The sequence below is a fragment of the Sporomusaceae bacterium genome (genome assembly GCA_031460455.1).
In the GTDB taxonomy this organism is placed as follows: Bacteria; Bacillota; Negativicutes; order Sporomusales; family UBA7701; genus Anaeroselena.
Window position 1 is genome coordinate 816599 of the sequence record JAVKTQ010000001.1, and the last position, 19721, is coordinate 836319.

Consider the following 19721-nt stretch of genomic DNA (forward strand, 5'->3'; position numbering starts at 1 on the left):
AGCTTGAGCCCTGCCGGGTATCGCGAATGCTGATAGAATTCGGCAGGGTATAACTTTTTGGTTATATCTTGAACAAGATGATGAATATGGCCCGGACGGTCACACGGCATCTATCCATGTTATAATTTACACATATTCAGTGGGGAGGTCGGTGCTTATGCAATTAGGGCAATTTGACCTGTTTTGCCAGGTAGCGCGCGTCAAGAGCTTTTCTAAGGCAGCCAAGCTGCTTCATATTTCCCAGCCGGCGATCAGCGCCCAGATCCATTCCATGGAGGAGTTCTACGGCATCAAGCTGTTCGAGCGTACCCCCCACGGCGTGACGCTCACGCCGGCGGGCACGGTGCTGTTCGACTACGCCAAACAGATCCTCGAACTGCACGAAGACCTGGAGCGCAAGCTCACCAGCATGGCCGACGAAAAGAATCAGAAGCTCATCGTCGGCGCCACGCCTACCGTCGGCGGCCACGCCCTCGCCTGCGGCATCTGGACCTTCAAGGACAAATACCCCGACCTGCAGATCAACCTGGAGATCGACAATCCCCAGGAGATCGTAACCAAAATTTACGACAAAGACGTCGACCTGGCCATCGTCGAATGCCCTGTCCGCAGCTACAAAGGGCTGACCATTAAAACGGTGTTCACCGACGAGCTTGTGGCCATCGTCCCCAACAACAACCACTGGGCTGGCCGGACCTCCGTCACGCTCGAAGAGTTGCTGAAGAACCGTCTCATTCTCCGCGAGGAAGGGTCGGAGCTTCACCTGCTCCTCGACGAGGCGCTCAAGCCTCTTAATATGCGCTTCGCCGACCTCAAGCCCAGCACATCCATCTCGAGCGCCAGCGCCATAAAAACGGCGGTCGAGAACGGCCACGGCGTCTCCATCGGGCTCAGGCTGACCGTGCAGAAGGAACTGCGCCACGGCAACATCCTCGCCCTGACGATCGAAAACGTCGACCCACGGGTGGAGTACAATCTCGTCTACCGCGACGACGACCTGACCGGCGTCGCCAAGCGCTTTATCCGCTTCATCACCTCCCCCGGCGAACTGGAAGTCTGCTGATACACATATAAAGCCCCGGTTGCTCTCGCAACCGGGGCTTTTTTGTATTGCCGTCACTTTATTATCTTGACTTGCCAGACGCCCTTTTCGACCTCTTCGACGTCGAAACGGTGGCCGTTCTTGTCGGCCCAGGCCAGGATGTTGCGGACCGAGCGGCTGAAGTCGGATTCGACCACCAGGCAATCGCCGCTGGCCATCGTTTCCAGCTTGGCCTGCGCCATGAGCAGGGGATGCGGACAAGTTTCCCCCAGCATATCGAGATAATGCATCGCCATCATATCCCCTCCCTGAACAGGTTATATTCGCCGTCAAGGCCGAAATCCCTGTCGGCAGGAAGAATAGTGCGAGAAGGATAACTTTTCCGCCACACCACCGGTATTTTTCATGACAAAAAGTGCCGCCATTCGCCAGCACGACAAGGAATCGGGCCGTATGGCAACGAAATTGACCAGTATTGTCACGAAATACGGCAAACGCGGGGGTGAGCGGGAATGGCCAAAAACGAAAGAGGCTGGATACTGATCGACGCTCTCATCGGCATGGTCATCGTCGCCATTGCCCTCACCGCCTTGGCCGTGGCCTACCGCCAGGCCACCGTAGTGACCGTGTCCGCCAACAACCAGGCGACGGCGGTTTGGGTAGCCCAGCAGATCGTGGAGACAATCAAGCAGAAGGACGCCACCACATACACAGGCTTCCTGACCGGCCTGCCGGCCACGGTTACGGTTCCCCCCAACCCGACCGTCTTTACTATTGAAGCAACGGAACTGTCGCCGGATCTGAATATTCATAACAGCATGCGGAATTACGTGCGCCCGGTGAGAGTAAAGGTCAGTTGGACAGAAGCGGGCGGCACCGTATCGATAAATGTAATTAGTTATTATTATTTCAAGGAACTGTGACGGTCATGACTGTGAAAAACGAACGGGGCTTTACCCTCGTCGAACTGATCATCGGCATCGCGATCATGGGCCTGATTATGGCCGCGGTGTTCGGCGTGCTGTCCTCCTCGGTCGCCACCAAGAATTACGGCATGAGCCAGGAAGCGAGCTTCACCCAGGCGCGGGCGGTTATGACCGCCGTCGCCGACGAGCTGCGCCATGCCACGATATCGTCGCCGGCGGTCGGCGTGTCGGCTAATAATATACAGTACACCTATTACAACATCGACACCGCCGTCAGTGAGAACCGCTCCATCAGCTTCAGCGGCGGCTATGTCACCATCACGAGGGCTGCCGGCAACCAGCAGCTCGGCGGCGGCCTCATCCAGACCCTGACCTTCAACCGCGAGTCTGCTTCGCTCGTCAAGCTGACCGTCACGGCCGCCACCCAGACCGGCGGCACGGGCGCGTCGCTCAATCTCGAGTCGATAATACGCTACGGACCGATTAACAGGTACTAGGCACGCCGACAGGAGGAACCGTCATGACCGATCCCAGGATCGACAGACAGCAAGGCTCGGCCACCATTCTGGCCGTTGTGGCGATGATTTTCCTCACCATTGTCATCGCCGGCCTGCTGCCGATGATAACCCAGGAACTCCGCTCGGCCGGCAGCGACCGCGACGTGCTCGAAACCCGCTACGTGGCCGAGGCGGGGGTGAAGCGCGCTCTGGTACACCTGCAACGGGATTCGGATCAATGGGACTGGATAGAACAGAACGGCGTCGCCAACTGGCGGCCATTCGCCGGCGACGGCACCGGCACAAAAGCCTACACGGTGCGGCTTGTTCCTAACATCGAGCTCACTCAACCAAAACCGAAAAAGAAAACCACCTACCAGATATACTCCACCGGCAAGGTGGGTACGATCACCTACACGGCTTTCGACACGTTCACCACACCGCAAGGCAGCAGCGACTGGGGAGGGGGCGACATAAACCCTAACCCGCCCAACCCGCCGCCGCCGCTCAGCAACGAGATCATCGATACGATGCAGACCTCGGGCTATGTCTCCTACAACATAGGCTCAAGCCTCACAATCAACAACAACGTCACCATCACCGGAGGCACCCTCGGCACCAGCGCGACCGACATTACCAATCAAAGCAGCGCACCCATCCAGACGGGCATCAACCTCACCGTCCCCCCCATCCCGATATCGCTCGCCCCGACGACCTATTCGAGCTCCACGCCGCTCAGCGGCGCGCCGCCGTCCGGCACCACCGCGCTAGCCGGCACTTACTATGTCAGTGGCGGCCTCAATACCAACTCCAATAGTATCCTGTCGGCCACCGGCGGCACGAGCGGCGATGTCACCATCTTCGCCAACGGTCCGATCAACATCGGCGACGATGTCGTCACCAACGCCAGCACCAACCTCACCCTCGCCAGCAGCAGCAGTATCAACATCAACTCCAACGTCGACCTGGTCGGCAATATCCAGCTTTATGCCAAAGAAGACCTGATCATCAACTCAAACTCCGATCTGACCGGCGCCGATCTGCAACTGACCGGCTACGGGCTGTTCATGGCTGGCCGCGACATATACATAAACTCGAACGTCAACCTTAACAAGGCGGTGCTGATCGCCGGCCGCGACCTCTACATCAACGCCAACTCGACGGTCGTCGGCCAGATCATCGCCGGCCGCAACATAATCCTCAACAGCAACTGCACCATAATCATGGCCGACGTGCTGTAACCTCAAACCCATAAAAAACAGCCTGTAAATACAGGCTGTTTTTTTATATACTGCTATCGTCTATCCCACCAGCGGCAGGTCGCTCTTGCCGTTGGCGGCGGCTAGCGCCTTGGTGACGAAGGCGACATGCTCGGCGAAGTCTACGCCCATGGCGGCCGCTCCGTCGGTAATCGTCTCGCGGTTGACGGCGCGGGCGAAGGCTTTGTCCTTCATCTTCTTGAGGACGGACTTGACCTCGACGTTGTCAAGGCTTTTGTCGGGCCGGACGAGGGCGCAGGCGATGATGAACCCGGTCAGCTCGTCGAGGGCCAGCAGCGTTTTCTGTAGCAAGGTGCGGTCCCCCGCCCACTCGCGGCCGTGGGACTCGACGTCGGTGATGAACGCGTCGTCAAAGCCGTGGGCGGCGAGAAGCTCGCGGGCGTGATGGGGGTGCTCGTCGGGGAATTTGTCGAAGTCGATATCGTGGAGCAGGCCGACCGCGCCCCAGTAGTCGACGTCCTGGCCGAATTTGCCGGCGTAGGCCCGCATGGCGATTTCGGTCGCCAGGGAGTGCTTGAGAAGCACCTCGCTCTTGACGTGCTGACGGAGGATCTGCATTAATTCGCTGCGGTTGGTTGTCATCGGAAAACCTCCTTGTTTACGGATACACATCTGTTATCCATTATAGCAAAAAACGGTCCGACGCTGAAGAGCAGGAGTCTTAGCATCGCCCCGGCGGTCATAAGTTTAAGGAAACGGGGTATTTCGGAGGCGGATATGTACTTTTTCTTATTCTTCGCCGTCGGTCTGGGCCTGCTGATCGGCGGCCTGCTGGTGATGAGGTCCGGCCTGCGGCATGTCTTCTCCCCCGCCCTCGCCGGCCTGCTCGGCAGGCTGACGGTGACGCCGTGGCGCGGCCTGCTGGCGGGGGCCGCCGGCGCGGCTCTTATGCAGAGCAGCACCGCCCTCACCCTCACGACGGTTGGGCTGGTGAGCGCCGAATATCTTTCTTTCCGCCAGGGACTCGGCCTGGTGCTGGGTGCCAACATCGGCACTTGCTCGACCGTCGGCCTGCTGGCGCTGGACCCGCCCCTGCCGGTTCTGCTGGCGCTGCTGGCCGCGTCCCTGCTTGCGGCCGCCCTGTCCCGGCTGCGCGCCGCGGCCCTGGCCGTAGGCGGCCTGGCGGCGATGCTGACCGGCGTGCAGTTGCTTTCGGGAGCGCTGTCCGGCCTGTCGGAAGCGGCTACCGTCGTCCGCTGGCTGGCGTCCGCCGGTCAGAACCCGCTCGCCGGCATCGGCGGCGGCATTTTGCTCACCTTCCTGTTCCAGTCGAGCAGTGCGGCCACCGGCCTGCTGATGGCGCTGGCCGACGAAGGGACGATCGGCCTGACGGCCGCCGCTTACGGCGTATACGGCAACAATATCGGTTCGTGCCTGTCGTCGCTGGTCGTGGGTGCGGCCGCGCCGCTGGCGGCCAAACGGGTAGCCATGGCCCATATCGTGCTTAACCTGGCGGGGGTGACGGTCTTTCTGCCGTTCACCGCGCTGTTCGTGCAAGCCGCCGCCCTGCTGGCGGACGGTTTCGCCGCCCGCGTGGCGGCGATGCATACCTTGTTCAATATAGTCTCCTCGCTGGCCGTCCTCCCCTTTGCGGGCGCGTTCGCTTCACTGGTCGCCCTGCTTGTTCCCGGCCGGGACGGCGGCGCCTGAGCAGCGCCGGACCACGCCGGCGCCGATGCCGCGGCCAGCGGCTACGAGAACGGCCAGATAGACGGCGACCGCGGTTATGACGATGGTACCGCCGGGGGCGATGTCGAGATAAAAAGACAAGGTCAGACCGCCGGCCACGGCGAGGACGGAGAAGGCCACCGCCCAGGCCATAGTCGCCCGGAAACCGCGCCTAAGGAGATGGGCGGCCGCCACCGGCACAACCATGAGGGCGCTGACGAGCAGGATGCCCACCACCCTCATGCCGACGACGACGACGAGCGCGGTGAGGACGCTGAGCAGGACGCTGACAAATGCGGTGTTTATGCCGGCGACATGGGCGATCTCTTCGTCGAAGGCCACGAGGACGAGCCGTTCGAAAAGCACTGCGACGGACGCAGCTACCATCAGGCCGCAGACGGCGATGAGAATTAGATCCTGGACGGTAACGGTGAGGATGCTTCCGAACAGTACGCCGAGAAGATTGGTCCCGGGGGTGCGGGCCATGCTGCTGAAGATGACCGCCAGGGCGATGCCGGTGTAGAACATAATGGCCAGGGCGGTATCGGCGTGGTGGGCGTGGCGACGGCGGATAAATTCGATGGCGCCGGCGCCGAGCATAGTAACGGCCGCAGCAGCGGCGGTGGGATAGACGCCGAGGAGGTAGCCGCCCATCACGCCGGCGAAGGCGATGTGGCCGAGGCCGTCGCCGATGAGGGCCTGACGGCGCACGACCACAAACATGCCGATGAGCGGACAGACAACCGCCGTTACCAGGCCGGCGGCCATGGCCCGCTGCATAAAATCATAGCTTAAAAAGTCCATGGATCTTTATGTCCTCTCAGCCCGAATAATAAAGCAGATGCGGTTCCTGGGCATGGACGCGGCGGAATTCGGCGCAGTCGCCGAGGAAGCACAGGCCTTTGTTGATACAGGCCACCCGTCCTGCCCAGCGCGTCACCTTGTCGATATCGTGGGAAACGGCGACAACAGTTATCCCGAGGCTTTTGTTGAGTTCGCCGAGGAGGTTGTATATCTTTGTGCTCGTGTCGAAATCCACGCCGCTCGTGGGCTCGTCCAGCAGCAGCAGCCGGGGGTTGCCGGCCAGCGCCCTGGCCACCATTACCCGCTGCTGCTGGCCGCCGGAAAGCTCGTCGACGCGCTTGTCCCTCAGTTCTTCAAGGTCCACCAGCGCCAGCATGTGGGAAACGATATGACGGGCCGCGTCACGGGACAGGTTTTTTTTCCGGCCGGATACCAGGCCGAGAGCGACGATCTCGGCGACGGTGGCCGGGAAATCGGCGATGTTGCGGGCGAAATTCTGAGGGATGTAGCCGATGTCGCCGGCGGCGCGGGCCTCGTCGGACGTCCGGCCGGCGACCGTCACCTGGCCGCTGTCCGGCCTGAGCAGGCCGGCCACCAGCTTGAGCATCGTGCTCTTGCCCGCCCCGTTCGGTCCGACGACGGCGATGAATTCGCCGGCGGCGACCGCCATGGAAAGGCCGCTGAGGACGGTGCTGTCGCCGTATGAATATGTCACATCCGTGAGCTTGATATCGTACATGTCGTATCTCCTCGAAACCTATGGCTTTGTAAACATTATACCCATTTTCAGCCTTTTAGTCCCAGTTCGCCCCTGTCGACCGCACGGGCGTAGACGCCGCCCCGGGCCATAAGCTCGGCGTGGGTGCCGCTCTCGGCGATCTGGCCGCCCGTCAGATATATGATCTTATCGGATGCCAGCAGGGTGGAAAGGTGATGGGTGATGATAAAGGTGGTGCGCCCCCGGCTGACGTTGCGGATGGCGGCCATGACCTGCTTTTCGGCATGGCTGTCGAGAGCGGCGGTCGGCTCATCAAGCAGCATAATCACCGGTTCGAGGATGATGGCCCGCGCCAGGGCGATTCGCTGGCGCTGACCGCCGGACAGGTTGGCTCCCAGTTCACCTACCGGGGTGTCGTAGCCGCGGGGCAGCTCCATGATGAAATCATGGGCGTTGGCGAGCCGGGCGGCATGCTCCACCTGGCTATAGGTAGCCGTCGGCCGGCCGTAGCGGATATTTTCGAGAATGCTGGCGTTGAACAGAACGGGATTCTGCTGGATGAACCCGATCTGATGGCGCAGGGCGCCGATCTTGAGACTGCGGATGTCGACGCCGTCGAGGTAGATAGCCCCGGCAGCGGGGTCGTAAAAACGCAGGAGCAGGTTGGCGAACGAGGATTTGCCGGCGCCGCTCGGGCCGACGACGGCGATGACGTCGCCGGGCTCGGCGGTGAGGCTGATGTTCTTAAGCACGTCGCCGCCGGAAGGGTAGCGGAAGGCTACATCCCGGAACTCCACCCGGCCGGCGGCTTTATCCAGGTCGAGGCGGCCGTCGACGACGGTGTGGGGCTGGCGGTCGAGATCGCGAATGCGCTCCCAGGCCACCATCCCCATCTTCATGCCGGAGAATGCCTGCGTGATCTTGCGCACCGGGGCCGGTACGTTGATGATGTAGATGAGAAAGGCGAACATGCCGCCGATTGTCAGGTCGCCGTTGATAACCTCGCGGCCGCCGAACCAGATGATTACGGTAAGCCCGATGGCGGCGAGGAATTCGACCAAGGGAATCAACAGTGCGTTGAGGCGCTGGACGTGGAAGTATTCCTGCGCGGCTTCATGAATCTGGTGACGGAACTTCCCGTACTCGTAATCCTCGCGCACATAACTCTGCACCATCATCACCGACAGGATCGCCTGGTGCAACAGGCTGGTCATCCTCGCCATCGTGTGCTCCAGCAGGCCGCCGAGGTCGGCGAGCTTGCGGTTGAAGTGGCTGACGGCTACGACAATGAACGGCAGAGTGACAAAAGTCACCAGCGCCAGCTGCCAGTCGAAATAGATCATGATGACCAGGATGGCCAGCAGATTGAGCGATTCCACAACAAGATCGGGAACGCCCACGGTGACAGCCTGCTGGATGAGCAGCAGGTCGTTGGTGAAATAGGAGACGATGTTGCCTGTGGAGGTGTTGATAAAGTAGCTGTAGTCGAGGGAGTGCAGGCGCGAAAACATGGCCGCGCGCATGCGGGCTATCATGGTGCTGCCGGCTTTGGCCATGGTATAACCGTAAAAAAAGTAAAAAACCGCCCTGAGCAAATACAGGATGACAATGCTGCCGACGATAATGTTGAGGTCGGTAAAGTCACCGCTCTCCAGGGCGCCGTCGATGAGGAACTTTATTATGAGGGGAGCCGCAAGCCCGGCTGCCGAAGCGACAACGAAACAAGCCACCGCAATGGTTGTCAGCAGCCAGAACGGGACAACGAATTTTTCCCAATAAAAGCGGAACATAACTCCTCCGACACGGCTGACGTCCGACCACGCGGGGCAATACGCCCCCAACCCGCCATCTCGAACCGCGACCACTATTATTCCACAATCAGAGCCGGTCCACAATCAATAAATACCATCCCCACAGGCAAAATCCCTGCGCGGAAATTAAAATTGGGAGGCGAATGCCTCCCAACAACGACTATACCCTGCGTGCGCCGATATAGCGGGGACCCCAATAACTGTCCGCCATCCGGTCGATCGCGACTCCGCGGCTGGACGTGGCGCTGATGAATTTGCCCTCGCCAAGGTAGATGCCCACATGGGAGACGCCGTCCGCGTAGGTGGTGAAGAATACAAGGTCGCCAGGCCGGAGCTGGGCCTTGGAAACAGGGTGACCGAGGACGTATTGTTCGTCGGCCATACGGGGGAGACCCATGCCGCCCCTGGCAAAAACATAGCGGGTAAAACCGGAGCAGTCGAACCCGTCGGGGGTATTGCCGCCGAAAACGTACGGCACGCCGACAAACCGCAGCGCGGTCTGGATTATCTTCCTAGCAGCGGTCGCACCGTCGCGGCTTACCGGGATATCCCGGCCCATCAGCGACCGGTAGGTATCGGGACCGACAACGCCGTCAGCGTCAAGGCCGCGGTCTTTCTGAAACGCCTTCACGGCCGACGTGGTCATCGCGCCGAACTCGCCGTCCGCAGGACCGGCGGCGTAACCGAGGGCGCCAAGCTTGGCCTGCACCTGGGCCACTTCCTGGCCGAAGTCGCCTTCTTCATAGATGCTTGCGGCAAAAGCCATGGTGGACATGGAAAAAAGCAAACAGCACAAAACAAGGGAACGCCAGACTATCCGCATTATTTCTCCTCTCGACAAGCCCCCGGATATAGCTGCCGCTAAAAAACAGGCAAGCATACGCGGGGTTTTCTTCGCCTCGGGGATTAGCTGACGGGTTAGGGCTAGAGGAAAAGACGCCCTTCTGCGCAACTGCGCAAATTCACCCCTCTATATGTAGTGGTTCTCCCCTACCTGATATGGATTCGGCGCACTATATCGTGAACTGTATTCTACAGAAATGGGAAAAATCCTTTTTTGCGTCAAATATTGTGCGAATAGTTATTCTAAATTCGCAAGCCGCAACCGCTTGAATGCCATTCAAGCGAATGGTGTCCAGTACGCAATTTCAATGTCCGAAAAGCCTTATTAATCCAGTATTTGTTGTCATTCATTTGTCCACATTTCTCAAGCATAAATAGAGACGTCCGCTAGCCAAAGACTTGCTAATACAAATACTCTTTCTTTTTGCCTATCCCGATAAGCACATTTCGTCTTTCAGTTTCAGCCTGTAGGCAGGGTCTGTGGCAAAATCAATTTTTATCGCAAAACAGCTACGGGCGACAAGGGGGTTAGCAAACAAACACAGCTCGATTCTAGCCGAGGTAGGCCGCCCTGAACTCTTTCAGCATGGCGTGAAACTGCTCGTGAGTTCCCGGTCCTATCCGGTCTGCCTCAATCCCTTCGAAGGCTTCTATCATCCCGTCCTGGACAGGTTGTGGAATACCGGCGTCGGCCAGCGGATAAAGAATGTCGTCTTCCTTGGCGATGTGATCTACCAGGAGCTGTGTGTATCCCTGTGCCGCAGCAGCAAGAGCGGTGACGGCGCCCGGCGTTCCCGCGCGGTAGTCTGCCAAAGCGGCGGACATTTCAGCGACCAGCTTCCGGCCGGCGTCGTGTTCGGCAAGCATAACTTGGACCGGCCCTCCTTCGCGGGGCAGTCCTGATTCCAGAAGCGCCGGGAACAGCACCTCCTCTTCCTTGGCATGATGGCACTTGTCGACGAAGACGCGGAAGAAATCGAGCAACTTGGCATAATCACTGACATATGCCGCGTCCAAATTCCCTGGGGTGCCGGCGATCCGCTCGTTTATCCGGCCTAGAACCTTGAGAGCAAGCTTTACCCCATGATGCTCTTCCTTGAGAATGTCCGTCGGTTTCATTGCCCAACCCCTCCCTTACTTTAGAAATTCAGCCCTGGTCCTTACTCCCCGCAAGACCGTGTTTCCCGGTGATGATTTCCATTTGCATCTTATAGACCAGGACACGGTCCAGCATTCTGGCAATGATTGCTTGCCCCTTCTCGCGGTAGCCCGGACTTCTGCTCTCAACTACCCAGGTCATGACCTGTCTTTTTTGCTCCGGATCGTCAATCAGCTCGATCGAACCTTCGACAATTGCGGATTGATACATTCTGCCGAATTTTTCGGGAACGATCGCTGTGGCTCCCATAATCACCGCGCAGGCCCTGGGATTAGCCATCATCGAATCAGTTTTTCTTCCTTCCCGGGCGCCGTGGAAGTAAAGAAATCCGTCTCTGCGGACGTAATCCAGCGGAACGCCGTAAGGTCGGCCGGCCGAGTCGATCAAACACAGCACCGCGTAATCTTGCGCATCGATAACCGCCAATGTTTCTTCGTACGACATCGCCAAATCGTTTCTTCTCACCCCGTACACCCCCACGTAAAATCAGCCGTTGGAATTACTTCTCGGCTACGACCAGCCTTACGATATCTCCGAGCAAGTTATTATCCGTTATCCCCGTAAACCCGGCTTTTGCAACGACCTCGACTGTATCGCGGTTAATATGGTCGCCTAAAAACCTGACCGTGAACGGATTAAGCCAATCCATGAACTGGCGAAGCGCCCTATTGCCGCTCCCCGTATGCTCCAGCAGAATCAGCTTCCCGCCGGGTTTTAGCACCCGACGGCATTCCCGCAGTCCCTGTAATGGGTTGGGGACGGTGCAGAAGACAAACGCTGCCAATACACTATCGAAACTGTCGGCAGCAAACGGCAAGTCCTGCACATCCATGATCTCCAGTCTGACAGGCGCCTTGCACTGAGAAGCTCTCTCTTTGGCCTTTTCAAGCATGCCGGAACTGATGTCAATGCCGAGGATCTCCGTGCAGCAGTCGGCATAAAAAGGGAGATTGAGTCCCGTCCCTATGCCTACCTCCAATACTCGTCCACAGGCCAGACCCGCGGCCCGGCGTCGCCAGCGGGAGGGAATAAACCAGTCGACCGTATCGTAGCTGCCGGCTATACGATTGTACTTGTCCGCAATTTCCTTAACAACCGCGTTATCCAAACCGATCTCCTTTGCCGTCCCAATTCGACAGAGCGTTAGCCTGAAGCTGGCCAGGCGCGGGAGCGCCGGACAATATCCCGGCTGCCAGCAGATCACGGGTAAACAGCCTTACTTTGAATGTTCGGCAGGGACAGCCGCTTTGCCTTTCTCGTGCAAGCTTACTTCTTCGTAAAAATGAGGCGTCGGATAACCATCCAGCAGCGGCAGCACCCGCTTCTGAGCCTCTGCGTGAAAAGTGCTGCCATGCATTGCCTTGAAGGTTTCGTTGCTCTCGTGTTCGACCACTGCTGCATAATTGCCGCCTTCTCGCGGCACGAGCAGCTTTCTGCTGATGAAGCCGGGAAATTTGGCGTACTCTTCGTTGGTCCAGGCGAACCACTGCCGGAATTCCCCGTCTTTCCCGGCTTTGATCGCCGGGAAATAAACTATATTGACCAACATGTTATCTCCTCCTAATATGTTTTGACCTGCTAGTTTCCTGGGCTTAATAACCCATTGGCTCCACCTCTCCTCCTACAAGGCCACCCTGTCACCTCACGGCAATCCCCATGGCTTTGTCAAGTTGCGCCTTGCTGGTGTTATAGTCGTATAACGCCTGAATATAATTGGTCTTGGCCTGGGTCAGCGCCAGTTGGGCATCGATAACGTCGAGGTTTGTGCCTACGCCGGCGGTATAGCGGACTTGGGAGATCTTGAAATCCTCCTCGGCTTTGTCGACAGCAACCTTACTTGTCGCGATGCGTTTTTCCGCTTCCCGCATGTTCAGGTAAGCCTGCTGGACTTCAAGAGCCACGCCGTCCCTCGTTTTCCGGGCCGTCTCGCTGGCGCTGACGACCGCATACTCGGCCTCTTTCACCTTCGAGCGGGTCAGTTGGGTATCGAATAGGGTCAGCGAGACCGTAAGACTGGCCGTCCAGTTGTGATTCTTGCCGCCGGGAAAATCGCTGTCATACCAATCCTTCGCGGCGCTGGCGGTGATGGTCGGCAGAAAACCGGAGCGGGCGGCCTTGACGCCCTGTTTCGCGCCTTCGAAGTTGGCCTGGGCCTGGTTGACATCCGGCCGGTTGCTGAGCGCGTAGCTGATACTGTCGTTCAGGGCTTGGCCGTGTTGTTCGTATTTCAAATCTTCTTTCAGCTTTATCTCGCTCGTCAGCGGCAGGCCGACGACGTTGCTCAGGTTGGCCATCGCCACGTCATAATCGTTCTGGGCCTTGATCAGATTCTGCTGGGCGTTGGCCAGTTCGACCTCGGATCGCAGCACGTCCGACCGCGCGACCGTCCCCGCGTCGTACTGGGCCTGCACATTCCGCAGGTGAGCGACCAGATTGTCGACCGATTCCTGGCTGACCTGCCGCAGATTGCGGGTCTGCAGCAGCTTGAAATAGGCGTTTGTGGCATCCAGCTTTGTCTGCTGCAGGGACTTGGAATAACCGAGGTCGTAATACTTCAAATTGTATTCGGCCTGTCCGACAAGGCCCTCTACCCGCCCGCCGGTATAAAGATCGATAGACAGTTTGAGATAATTATCGAACTTATTGTTTATATCCGGCGTCAGCCCGGTAGTCGGCGACGGGACCGCCGCCGGCGACGTCCGCGTATCGGTATGGGTGTATTTTAGGGTAGGCCCCCAGCCCGCCTTGTACTCCCTGAGCGACCAGGCCGCTTTCTCGCGGTCGGCGGCGGCAATTTTCACATTCGGGTTATTCCGGAGCGCCATGGCTACGCTTTCATCCAGCGACAGTTCGATTGGCGCCGCCAACGCCGCTTGATTAAAGGCAGCGATCATGACGGCGGCCACTAATGATTTACGCCAAAGTCTCATAATAAGCCAGCCTCCAAACTGTACGAACTTAATTGCTCTAAGCGAGCGTCTTGCGGAACCTTTTGACCGCCAGCGCCAGCACCAGGCTCCCGAGGACGAGCAACGCCAGGATTTGCGGCCACAGTATCGCCACCCCCACGCCTTTCAGGAAGATTCCCCGGATAATAACCAGGAAATAGCGCAGGGGATTGAAATAAGTGAAGAACTGTACCACATCCGGCATATTGGCGATCGGGAACATGAATCCGGACAACAGCACCGCCGGCAGGTAGAAGAAGAAGGTCGACATCATGGCCTGCTGCTGCGTATCCGAGATTGTGGAGATGACAAGGCCGATGCCGATCGTTGTCATCAGATAAAAGCCGTTGGCCACAAATAGCGTCGTTATGCTGCCCCTGACCGGTATGTCGAACCAAAAGACGCTGATTAGGGTAACGAAGATCATATTTACGAATCCGAGGATAATCGACGGCATGGTCTTGCCCAGGATAAATTCTGCCGGCGTGATCGGGGTGACGACGATCTGCTCCATCGTCCCCAGCTCTTTCTCGCGGACCACCGACATGCTGGTGAGCAGCAGGGTAACAAGCATCACGATTACCGCGATGACCCCGGGCACGTAAAAATTGCGGCTGGTCAGGTTCTCGTTGAACCACGCCCTGGCCTGGAGGTTTACCCCTCCAAGTTCCCGACCGGAGCCGCCGACCTGCTTTCGCAAAAGTTCGATGGCGTCGTTTCGGATGATGTTGCCTGCGTAGCTCATAACGACGCCCGCCGTGTTGGAGTCGGTGCCGTCGACGATGATCTGGACGGCGGCGGTTCTACCGCTGGCGACATTGCCGCTGAAATCGGCGGGGATGCGAATCACGGCCGACACCTTTCCGTAGTCGATCAGTTCATCTATCTCGCGGTCGCTATGGACCATGGCCTTGACTGTGAAATAACCGGAGTGGATAAACCGGTCGACCAAATCGCGGCTTTCCGGCGTCCGGGCCTGGTCATACACGGCAGTGGCCACCTGCTTCACATCCGTCGTCACGGCGTAGCCGAAAACCATACTCTGGATCAGCGGCATCACCAGGACAATCGCCCGCATCTTCGGGTTGCGGAAGACCTGGATGAATTCCTTTTTGATCATGTGCCGCAAACGTTCGAAGGCCATAATCTACACCAGCCTTTTCCGGAGCTTGACATTGGCGACCGCGATGAGCACCACGGCAAACACCAGGAGAATACTTGCCTCGGATATGAGAATCGGGATGCCGGCGCCTTTCAGATAGATGTTCTTCAAGATGGCGACAAAATAGCGGGAAGGCACGAGGTACGTTATCCCCTGAATCGCCGTCGGCATATTGGCGATAGCGTACATGAAGCCGGACAATAGGAAGGACGGCAGGAAGGTCAGCACCATGGCCAGCTGACTGGCGAGAAGCTGCGACCGAGTCACAATACTAATCAGCATCCCCATGGTGAGCGAGCCGGCGAGAAATATCGCCGCCGCCCCGAAGATGAGCGCCGCGTTGCCCCGCAAAGGAACCTCGAAGAGGTATTGGCCCATCAGCACCGCCAGCAAGACATCCAGCATGCCGATAGCGAAATAGGGCGTCAGTTTTCCCACAATTAGCTCCAGCGGCTTCAGCGGCGTGGTGATGAGCTGTTCCATCGTCCCGTTTTCCCATTCGCGGGCGATAGTCAGTGAGGTCAGCAGCGCGGCGATGACCATCATGATGACGGCGATGAGTCCGGGGATGATGTAGTTTTTGGCCAGCATGTTTTGGTTGAACCACACCCTCGGCTTGGCTTCCAGGGGCACGACCGCCGTTTTGGCGCCGCGCTGCTTGGCTGCTTTTATAAGCAGCGAACTCGTATAGCCGTCAGTCACCGCCTGGGCGTAGCCGATGGCGATTGTCGCCGTGTTGGCGTCGCTGCCGTCGACGATAAGCTGCACATCCGCCGTCTGGCCGCTTTCCAGCCGACGGCCGAAATCGCGGGGCACCACGAGCGCCAATATCGCCTCCCGCCTGTCGATCGCCTGTTCAATCTCCGCGTAGGAACTTACATACCCGGTCACGCCGAAATACCGGGAGGCCGTGAAGCGGCCGACGAATTCGCGGCTGTCGCTGGTGCCGCTCTGGTCCCATACCACCAGCGGCACGTTGTCCACATCCAGGCTCAGGGACGACCCGAAGAGGAATATCAGCAGGATGGGCATGGCGATCGCCATGCCTAAACTGCGCGGATCGCGGATGATGTGGATGAATTCCTTGCGCATTATCGCTACTGCCCGATGGATGTTCATATAATCACCGCCTAGCGCCCGGCTGTGCTGTCGCGGGCTTCGATTATCGACACGAACACGTCCTCCAGCGAGGGTCTGATCTTTTCGAGTTTTGTATAAACGGCTTCCCGCTCTTTCAGCGCGGCGGCGATAACGGGAAGCTCCGCCTGCGCGTCAGCCACCGAGAGGTGCAGCCCGCGCCCGAACAGGGCGGCTTCTTTGATCTCGGGAATCCCGTTTACCGCCTGCAGCATCGCGAAAGGATCGGGGCACTCCAGGTTCAGGATATCCGCGCTCATATACTTGGCCTTTAGTTCGTCGGGGGTGCCGATGGCCACCAGCTCGCCCCGGTAGATCATCGCCAGCCGGTCGCAGTATTCGGCTTCATCCATGTAGTGGGTAGTCACGAAAACGGTGACGCCTTCGGCCGCGAGCTGGTAGATCAGGTCCCAGAAGCTGCGGCGGGATATCGGATCGACCCCTGATGTCGGTTCGTCGAGAAAGATCACCGCCGGCCTGTGCAGGAGGGCGCATCCCAGGGCCAGCCTCTGCCGCCAGCCCCCGGCGAGAACGGAGGTCAGACTGCCCCGATGCTCCTCAAGGCCGGCCATTTTGATTACCCATTGCATGCGGCTCTGTTTTTCGGCCGCGGGAATCTGATAAATGCCACTGTAAAAGTCGATATTTTCCTCTACCGTAAGGTCTTCGTAAAGGGAAAACTTCTGCGACATGTAGCCGATATGGGCTTTGATCTGCTCCGCCTCTTTGAACACGTCGAAACCGATTACCTCGGCTTTTCCGGCCGTGGGAGCGATGATGCCGCACAACATCCTGATAGTGGTCGACTTCCCGGCGCCGTTCGGCCCGAGGAAACCGAATATTTCTCCCCGCTTGACCTGGAAAGACACCTTATTTACCGCCTGGAAACTGCCGAACGACTTTTCCAGGTTTTCTACCGTGACCGCGTATTCAGTAACTTCCGTATTAGCAGGCATTGGCGCCACTTCCCTTTACAGGCGTTATCATCGAGATGAAGACGTCTTCCAGCGACGGGACGACGATTTCCGTCTCCGCCTGCACGCCCCCGCTTGCCAGCGTTTTTTCGACCGCCCGTAGAGCCTGCGTCGGCTCGCCGTTCAACACCACATGGATTTTTGCGCCGAATAATCCCGACGATACCGGGGCCAATTCGTCCGTCAATCTGGCTAGAACCTGTCGTGGCTCGCGGCAGCGCACCTCGACGAGAACACCGTGCATGCCTGCCTTGACCTCGTCCGGGGTGCCGGACATTATCAGCCGTCCCTGATGCAGCAGGCCGATCCTGGCGCACCGTTCGGCCTCGTCGAGATAAGCGGTGGAAACGAAGATGGTGACCTTCTCGGCCAGCAGCCGGTACAGGATTCGCCAGAAGTCCCGCCGCGACAGAGGGTCGACGCCGTTGGTGGGTTCGTCCAGCAGCAGCACCTTGGGGGTGTGAATGAGGGCGCAGGCCAGCGCCAGTTTCTGTTTCATGCCGCCGGACAGGTTCCGGGCCAGGCGATCGCGGAACGGCGTCATATTGCTGAACGCCAGCAGTTCGGGAACTTTCTCCTGCCTGACTTGCCGCGGCACGTTGTAAAGGTCGGCGTAAAAGTTGATATTCTCCTCAACGGTCAGATCCAGATACAGCCCGAAACGCTGGGGCATATAGCTTATGTGGTTTTTCAGCTCTTCCGAATCTTTGACCGTATCACAGCCGTACACGGAGGCCCCGCCGGCCGTTGGGGCCATCAGCCCGGCAAGGAGGCGCATCACCGTAGTCTTGCCGGCGCCGTCCGGCCCCACCAGCCCGAAGACTTCGCCTTCTTTGACGGATAGGCTTAGGTTATCCACGGCTGTGTTAGCGCCGAATTTGCGGGTTAGGCCAACTGTACTGATGGCATCCATGGCTACTGGCCACCCAGCTTAATGACCGCATCTGCGGGCATCCCTGGTTTCAACTCGCGCGCCTGATTTTCGATCATGACCTTGATGCGATAGACTAGCTTCACCCGTTCTTCTGCTGTCTGGATATTTTTTGGGGTGAATTCGGCTTCGGAAGCGATAAAACCGATGGAGCCGTTGTAGGTTTTGCCGGGATATGTATCGGTGGTAACCGCTACTTTCTGGCCGAGCTTCACTCTGCCGAGGTCGGTCTCGGCGATATAGGCTTTGAGCCATACCTGGTCAAGCTCGCCGATCGTCACCACCGGCGTTCCGGGGGCGACGTATTCGCCCGGTTCGATGTTCTTCGAAAGCACCACTCCGTTGATGGGAGCGGCAATCTGCGCATAAGCCAGCCGTGTCTGCGCCAGCTTCAGCTGCTGCTTGGCCTGCTCGACCCGGGCTGCAGCCAGCTCGATCTCTTCCTGCCGCGGCCCCTCTGCCACCAGGCTGAGCTGCTGGGCAACCTGATCAGCGCGGGCGCTCGCCGTCGCAAACGCGGTCTGACTCCGGTCCCTGTCCTGGGCCGATATCGCACTTTGGGCAAAAAGCTGCTGCATGCGACGGTACTCGGCTGCGGCGTTTTGCCTATCAGCCTCGGCGCTCCTGAGCGCCGCCTGCGCCGCCGAAATATCCTGGGGCCGCGAACCGTTGGCAAGCTGCGTCAATGTGGCCTGGGCCGCCAGCAATTGGGCCTTGGCATTGGCAACATCGAGTTCGAGATCCGCGGTCTCCAGACTCGCTATCGGTTGTCCCTTCTTTACGCTTTCGCCTTCATCGACCATCCGCTGCGCGACGTGGCCGGCAATCTTGAACCCCGCGCCTACTGTGGTTGTTTCGATATTGCCTGATACCTTGACTTGATTGGGATCTACCTGCTTTTTGGCGTAGAGCGAATATCCGCCAACGGCTAAAGCGATTACCAGCACGGGGATGAGTATCCTAACCCTTTTTTTCATGGCCTTCCCTCCACACTTCATATTCTGTATGGGTCTATCGTCTATGTGAATATTAATTCACATGTGTTGTAAAAAAATTTCATTTCCCGATACCGCGGGCGTATACGTCCCATAACGGCTTTTTGAAAGCATCCACCGAATTGTCTCCTGCCTGGTTTAGGATGATCAGCGGTTGAATCATGCCGACGAACAGCAGCGCCGCCGACATCGGGTCAATCGCCGCTGCGATTTCGCCCTGAGGCTGTCCTTTAGCAATTATATTCCTGACTTCGGCCACGTAGGACGCGATAACGGAAATCATCCGTTGTTTCAGAGCCGGATTCCTATTGCCCGCCAGCAGTGAGAACATGATCAACGGGATGGCCGGCTGAGTTCTTAAAAAATCGGTATGCAATTTATACAGCAGCTCCAGCTTTTCCACCGCAGCCTTGCCGCCGGCGACCCTGGCGACATTGGCCTGCAGCGACCGGTCGACGAAGTCGACCAGACATTCGATAATGTCCTCCTTGCCGCCAAAATGGCGGTATATGGCGGAAGGAACCAAATTTATCGCCGCAGCGATATCGGCCACGCTGAGATTGTCCAGTCCTTTTTCCTCGATAAGCTTAAGTGATGCGGTAATTATCTCATCCCGCCTTGTTTCCGTAGCTTTTTTCTCGGTCACTTTTGCAGCTCCTGTCATATTGTGAATGATGATTCACTTTCAGTTTAGCACTATTTTCCCTTCCCGTCAACCGACTCTTTTACGGAGATCTCATCCCCTGACGGCGGGTTGCCGTCGCAGCGGCACATACTCTCCCCGAGCAAGCGTGAGCAATAGCCGGCCAGACCGGTAATTCCTCCG

The 19721-nt window shown here is 58.3% G+C and carries 23 protein-coding genes and 1 riboswitch; of the genes, 6 read left to right on the plus strand and 17 right to left on the minus strand.

All coding sequences use genetic code 11. The annotated features are described in order from the left end of the window. Nucleotides 1-157: 157 nt before the first annotated feature. On the plus strand, nt 158-1063 hold the full coding sequence (locus tag RIN56_04280) for a LysR family transcriptional regulator (protein ID MDR7866010.1): 906 nt from the start codon (nt 158-160) through the stop codon (nt 1061-1063). A gap of 53 nt (nt 1064-1116) precedes the next feature. Here the strand turns inward: RIN56_04280 and RIN56_04285 are convergent, their stop codons facing one another. Beyond that, a complete protein-coding gene (locus tag RIN56_04285) occupies nt 1117-1338 on the minus strand; it encodes a sulfurtransferase TusA family protein (protein MDR7866011.1) in 222 nt (73 codons plus the stop codon). A gap of 216 nt (nt 1339-1554) precedes the next feature. Here RIN56_04285 and RIN56_04290 point away from each other — a divergent pair, with 216 nt between their 5' ends. The 3 genes from RIN56_04290 to RIN56_04300 are packed head-to-tail and all read left to right on the plus strand — an operon-like array spanning nt 1555 to nt 3706. Beyond that, the gene (locus RIN56_04290) at nt 1555-1965 is read left to right on the plus strand and encodes a hypothetical protein (protein ID MDR7866012.1); all 411 of its coding nucleotides are present in this window, start codon (nt 1555-1557) and stop codon (nt 1963-1965) included. 5 nt (nt 1966-1970) lie between these two features. Beyond that, a complete protein-coding gene (locus RIN56_04295) occupies nt 1971-2465 on the plus strand; it encodes a type II secretion system protein (protein ID MDR7866013.1) in 495 nt (164 codons plus the stop codon). Nucleotides 2466-2488: 23 nt separating this feature from the next. Beyond that, nucleotides 2489-3706, plus strand: coding sequence for a hypothetical protein (locus tag RIN56_04300; protein MDR7866014.1), 1218 nt, complete (start codon nt 2489-2491; stop codon nt 3704-3706). Nucleotides 3707-3766: 60 nt separating this feature from the next. Here RIN56_04300 and RIN56_04305 read toward each other — a convergent pair whose 3' ends face one another. Then, nucleotides 3767-4327 (minus strand): HD domain-containing protein, encoded by a 561-nt coding sequence (locus tag RIN56_04305; GenBank protein ID MDR7866015.1) that lies wholly within the window; start codon nt 4325-4327, stop codon nt 3767-3769. A gap of 135 nt (nt 4328-4462) precedes the next feature. Between RIN56_04305 and RIN56_04310 the strand changes: the two genes are divergently transcribed. Next, nucleotides 4463-5395, plus strand: coding sequence for a Na/Pi symporter (locus RIN56_04310; GenBank protein MDR7866016.1), 933 nt, complete (start codon nt 4463-4465; stop codon nt 5393-5395). Here RIN56_04310 and RIN56_04315 read toward each other — a convergent pair. The 4 genes from RIN56_04315 to RIN56_04330 all read right to left on the minus strand — a co-directional run bounded on the left by RIN56_04315 (nt 5351) and on the right by RIN56_04330 (nt 9569). Next, on the minus strand, nt 5351-6217 hold the full coding sequence (locus RIN56_04315; GenBank protein MDR7866017.1) for a metal ABC transporter permease: 867 nt from the start codon (nt 6215-6217) through the stop codon (nt 5351-5353). The genes RIN56_04310 and RIN56_04315 overlap by 45 nt on opposite strands. Before the next feature lie 16 nt (nt 6218-6233). Then, nucleotides 6234-6956, minus strand: a complete 723-nt coding sequence (locus RIN56_04320) for a metal ABC transporter ATP-binding protein (protein ID MDR7866018.1) — start codon at nt 6954-6956, stop codon at nt 6234-6236. A gap of 47 nt (nt 6957-7003) precedes the next feature. After that, nucleotides 7004-8725 (minus strand): ABC transporter ATP-binding protein, encoded by a 1722-nt coding sequence (locus tag RIN56_04325; GenBank protein ID MDR7866019.1) that lies wholly within the window; start codon nt 8723-8725, stop codon nt 7004-7006. Between the two features lie 181 nt (nt 8726-8906). Continuing rightward, nucleotides 8907-9569 carry an NlpC/P60 family protein gene (locus tag RIN56_04330; GenBank protein ID MDR7866020.1) on the minus strand — a complete coding sequence of 221 codons (663 nt, stop codon included), beginning with the start codon at nt 9567-9569 and terminating at the stop codon, nt 8907-8909. On the opposite strand from RIN56_04330, the gene RIN56_04335 reads away from it, so the two are divergent. Beyond that, nucleotides 9520-9660: a hypothetical protein gene (locus RIN56_04335; GenBank protein MDR7866021.1), complete on the plus strand. Its 141-nt coding sequence runs from the start codon at nt 9520-9522 to the stop codon at nt 9658-9660. The genes RIN56_04330 and RIN56_04335 overlap by 50 nt on opposite strands. Then, nucleotides 9634-9767: riboswitch (cyclic di-AMP (ydaO/yuaA leader) on the minus strand. It overlaps the preceding gene by 27 nt. Before the next feature lie 374 nt (nt 9768-10141). Here RIN56_04335 and RIN56_04340 read toward each other — a convergent pair. The 11 genes from RIN56_04340 to RIN56_04390 form a co-directional block, all read right to left on the minus strand. Next, on the minus strand, nt 10142-10708 hold the full coding sequence (locus tag RIN56_04340; GenBank protein MDR7866022.1) for a hemerythrin domain-containing protein: 567 nt from the start codon (nt 10706-10708) through the stop codon (nt 10142-10144). A gap of 28 nt (nt 10709-10736) precedes the next feature. Further along, nucleotides 10737-11213 carry a pyridoxamine 5'-phosphate oxidase family protein gene (locus RIN56_04345; protein ID MDR7866023.1) on the minus strand — a complete coding sequence of 159 codons (477 nt, stop codon included), beginning with the start codon at nt 11211-11213 and terminating at the stop codon, nt 10737-10739. A 34-nt stretch (nt 11214-11247) separates the two neighbouring features. Beyond that, the gene (locus tag RIN56_04350; protein ID MDR7866024.1) at nt 11248-11856 is read right to left on the minus strand and encodes a methyltransferase domain-containing protein; all 609 of its coding nucleotides are present in this window, start codon (nt 11854-11856) and stop codon (nt 11248-11250) included. 108 nt (nt 11857-11964) lie between these two features. Further along, nucleotides 11965-12297 (minus strand): antibiotic biosynthesis monooxygenase, encoded by a 333-nt coding sequence (locus tag RIN56_04355; protein MDR7866025.1) that lies wholly within the window; start codon nt 12295-12297, stop codon nt 11965-11967. A gap of 88 nt (nt 12298-12385) precedes the next feature. Beyond that, complete coding sequence (locus tag RIN56_04360) at nt 12386-13678, minus strand: TolC family protein (GenBank protein MDR7866026.1); 1293 nt, start codon at nt 13676-13678, stop codon at nt 12386-12388. A 37-nt stretch (nt 13679-13715) separates the two neighbouring features. Further along, nucleotides 13716-14840 (minus strand): ABC transporter permease, encoded by a 1125-nt coding sequence (locus RIN56_04365; GenBank protein MDR7866027.1) that lies wholly within the window; start codon nt 14838-14840, stop codon nt 13716-13718. A 3-nt stretch (nt 14841-14843) separates the two neighbouring features. Further along, the gene (locus RIN56_04370; GenBank protein MDR7866028.1) at nt 14844-15977 is read right to left on the minus strand and encodes an ABC transporter permease; all 1134 of its coding nucleotides are present in this window, start codon (nt 15975-15977) and stop codon (nt 14844-14846) included. 11 nt (nt 15978-15988) lie between these two features. Next, entirely contained in the window at nt 15989-16951 is a 963-nt protein-coding gene (locus RIN56_04375) for an ABC transporter ATP-binding protein (GenBank protein ID MDR7866029.1), read from the minus strand. Continuing rightward, the gene (locus RIN56_04380; protein MDR7866030.1) at nt 16941-17882 is read right to left on the minus strand and encodes an ABC transporter ATP-binding protein; all 942 of its coding nucleotides are present in this window, start codon (nt 17880-17882) and stop codon (nt 16941-16943) included. The genes RIN56_04375 and RIN56_04380 overlap by 11 nt, the downstream gene beginning before the upstream one ends. Nucleotides 17883-17884: 2 nt before the next feature. Beyond that, complete coding sequence (locus RIN56_04385) at nt 17885-18877, minus strand: efflux RND transporter periplasmic adaptor subunit (GenBank protein ID MDR7866031.1); 993 nt, start codon at nt 18875-18877, stop codon at nt 17885-17887. A 79-nt stretch (nt 18878-18956) separates the two neighbouring features. Next, nucleotides 18957-19541: a TetR/AcrR family transcriptional regulator gene (locus RIN56_04390; GenBank protein MDR7866032.1), complete on the minus strand. Its 585-nt coding sequence runs from the start codon at nt 19539-19541 to the stop codon at nt 18957-18959. Nucleotides 19542-19721 lie beyond the last annotated feature (180 nt).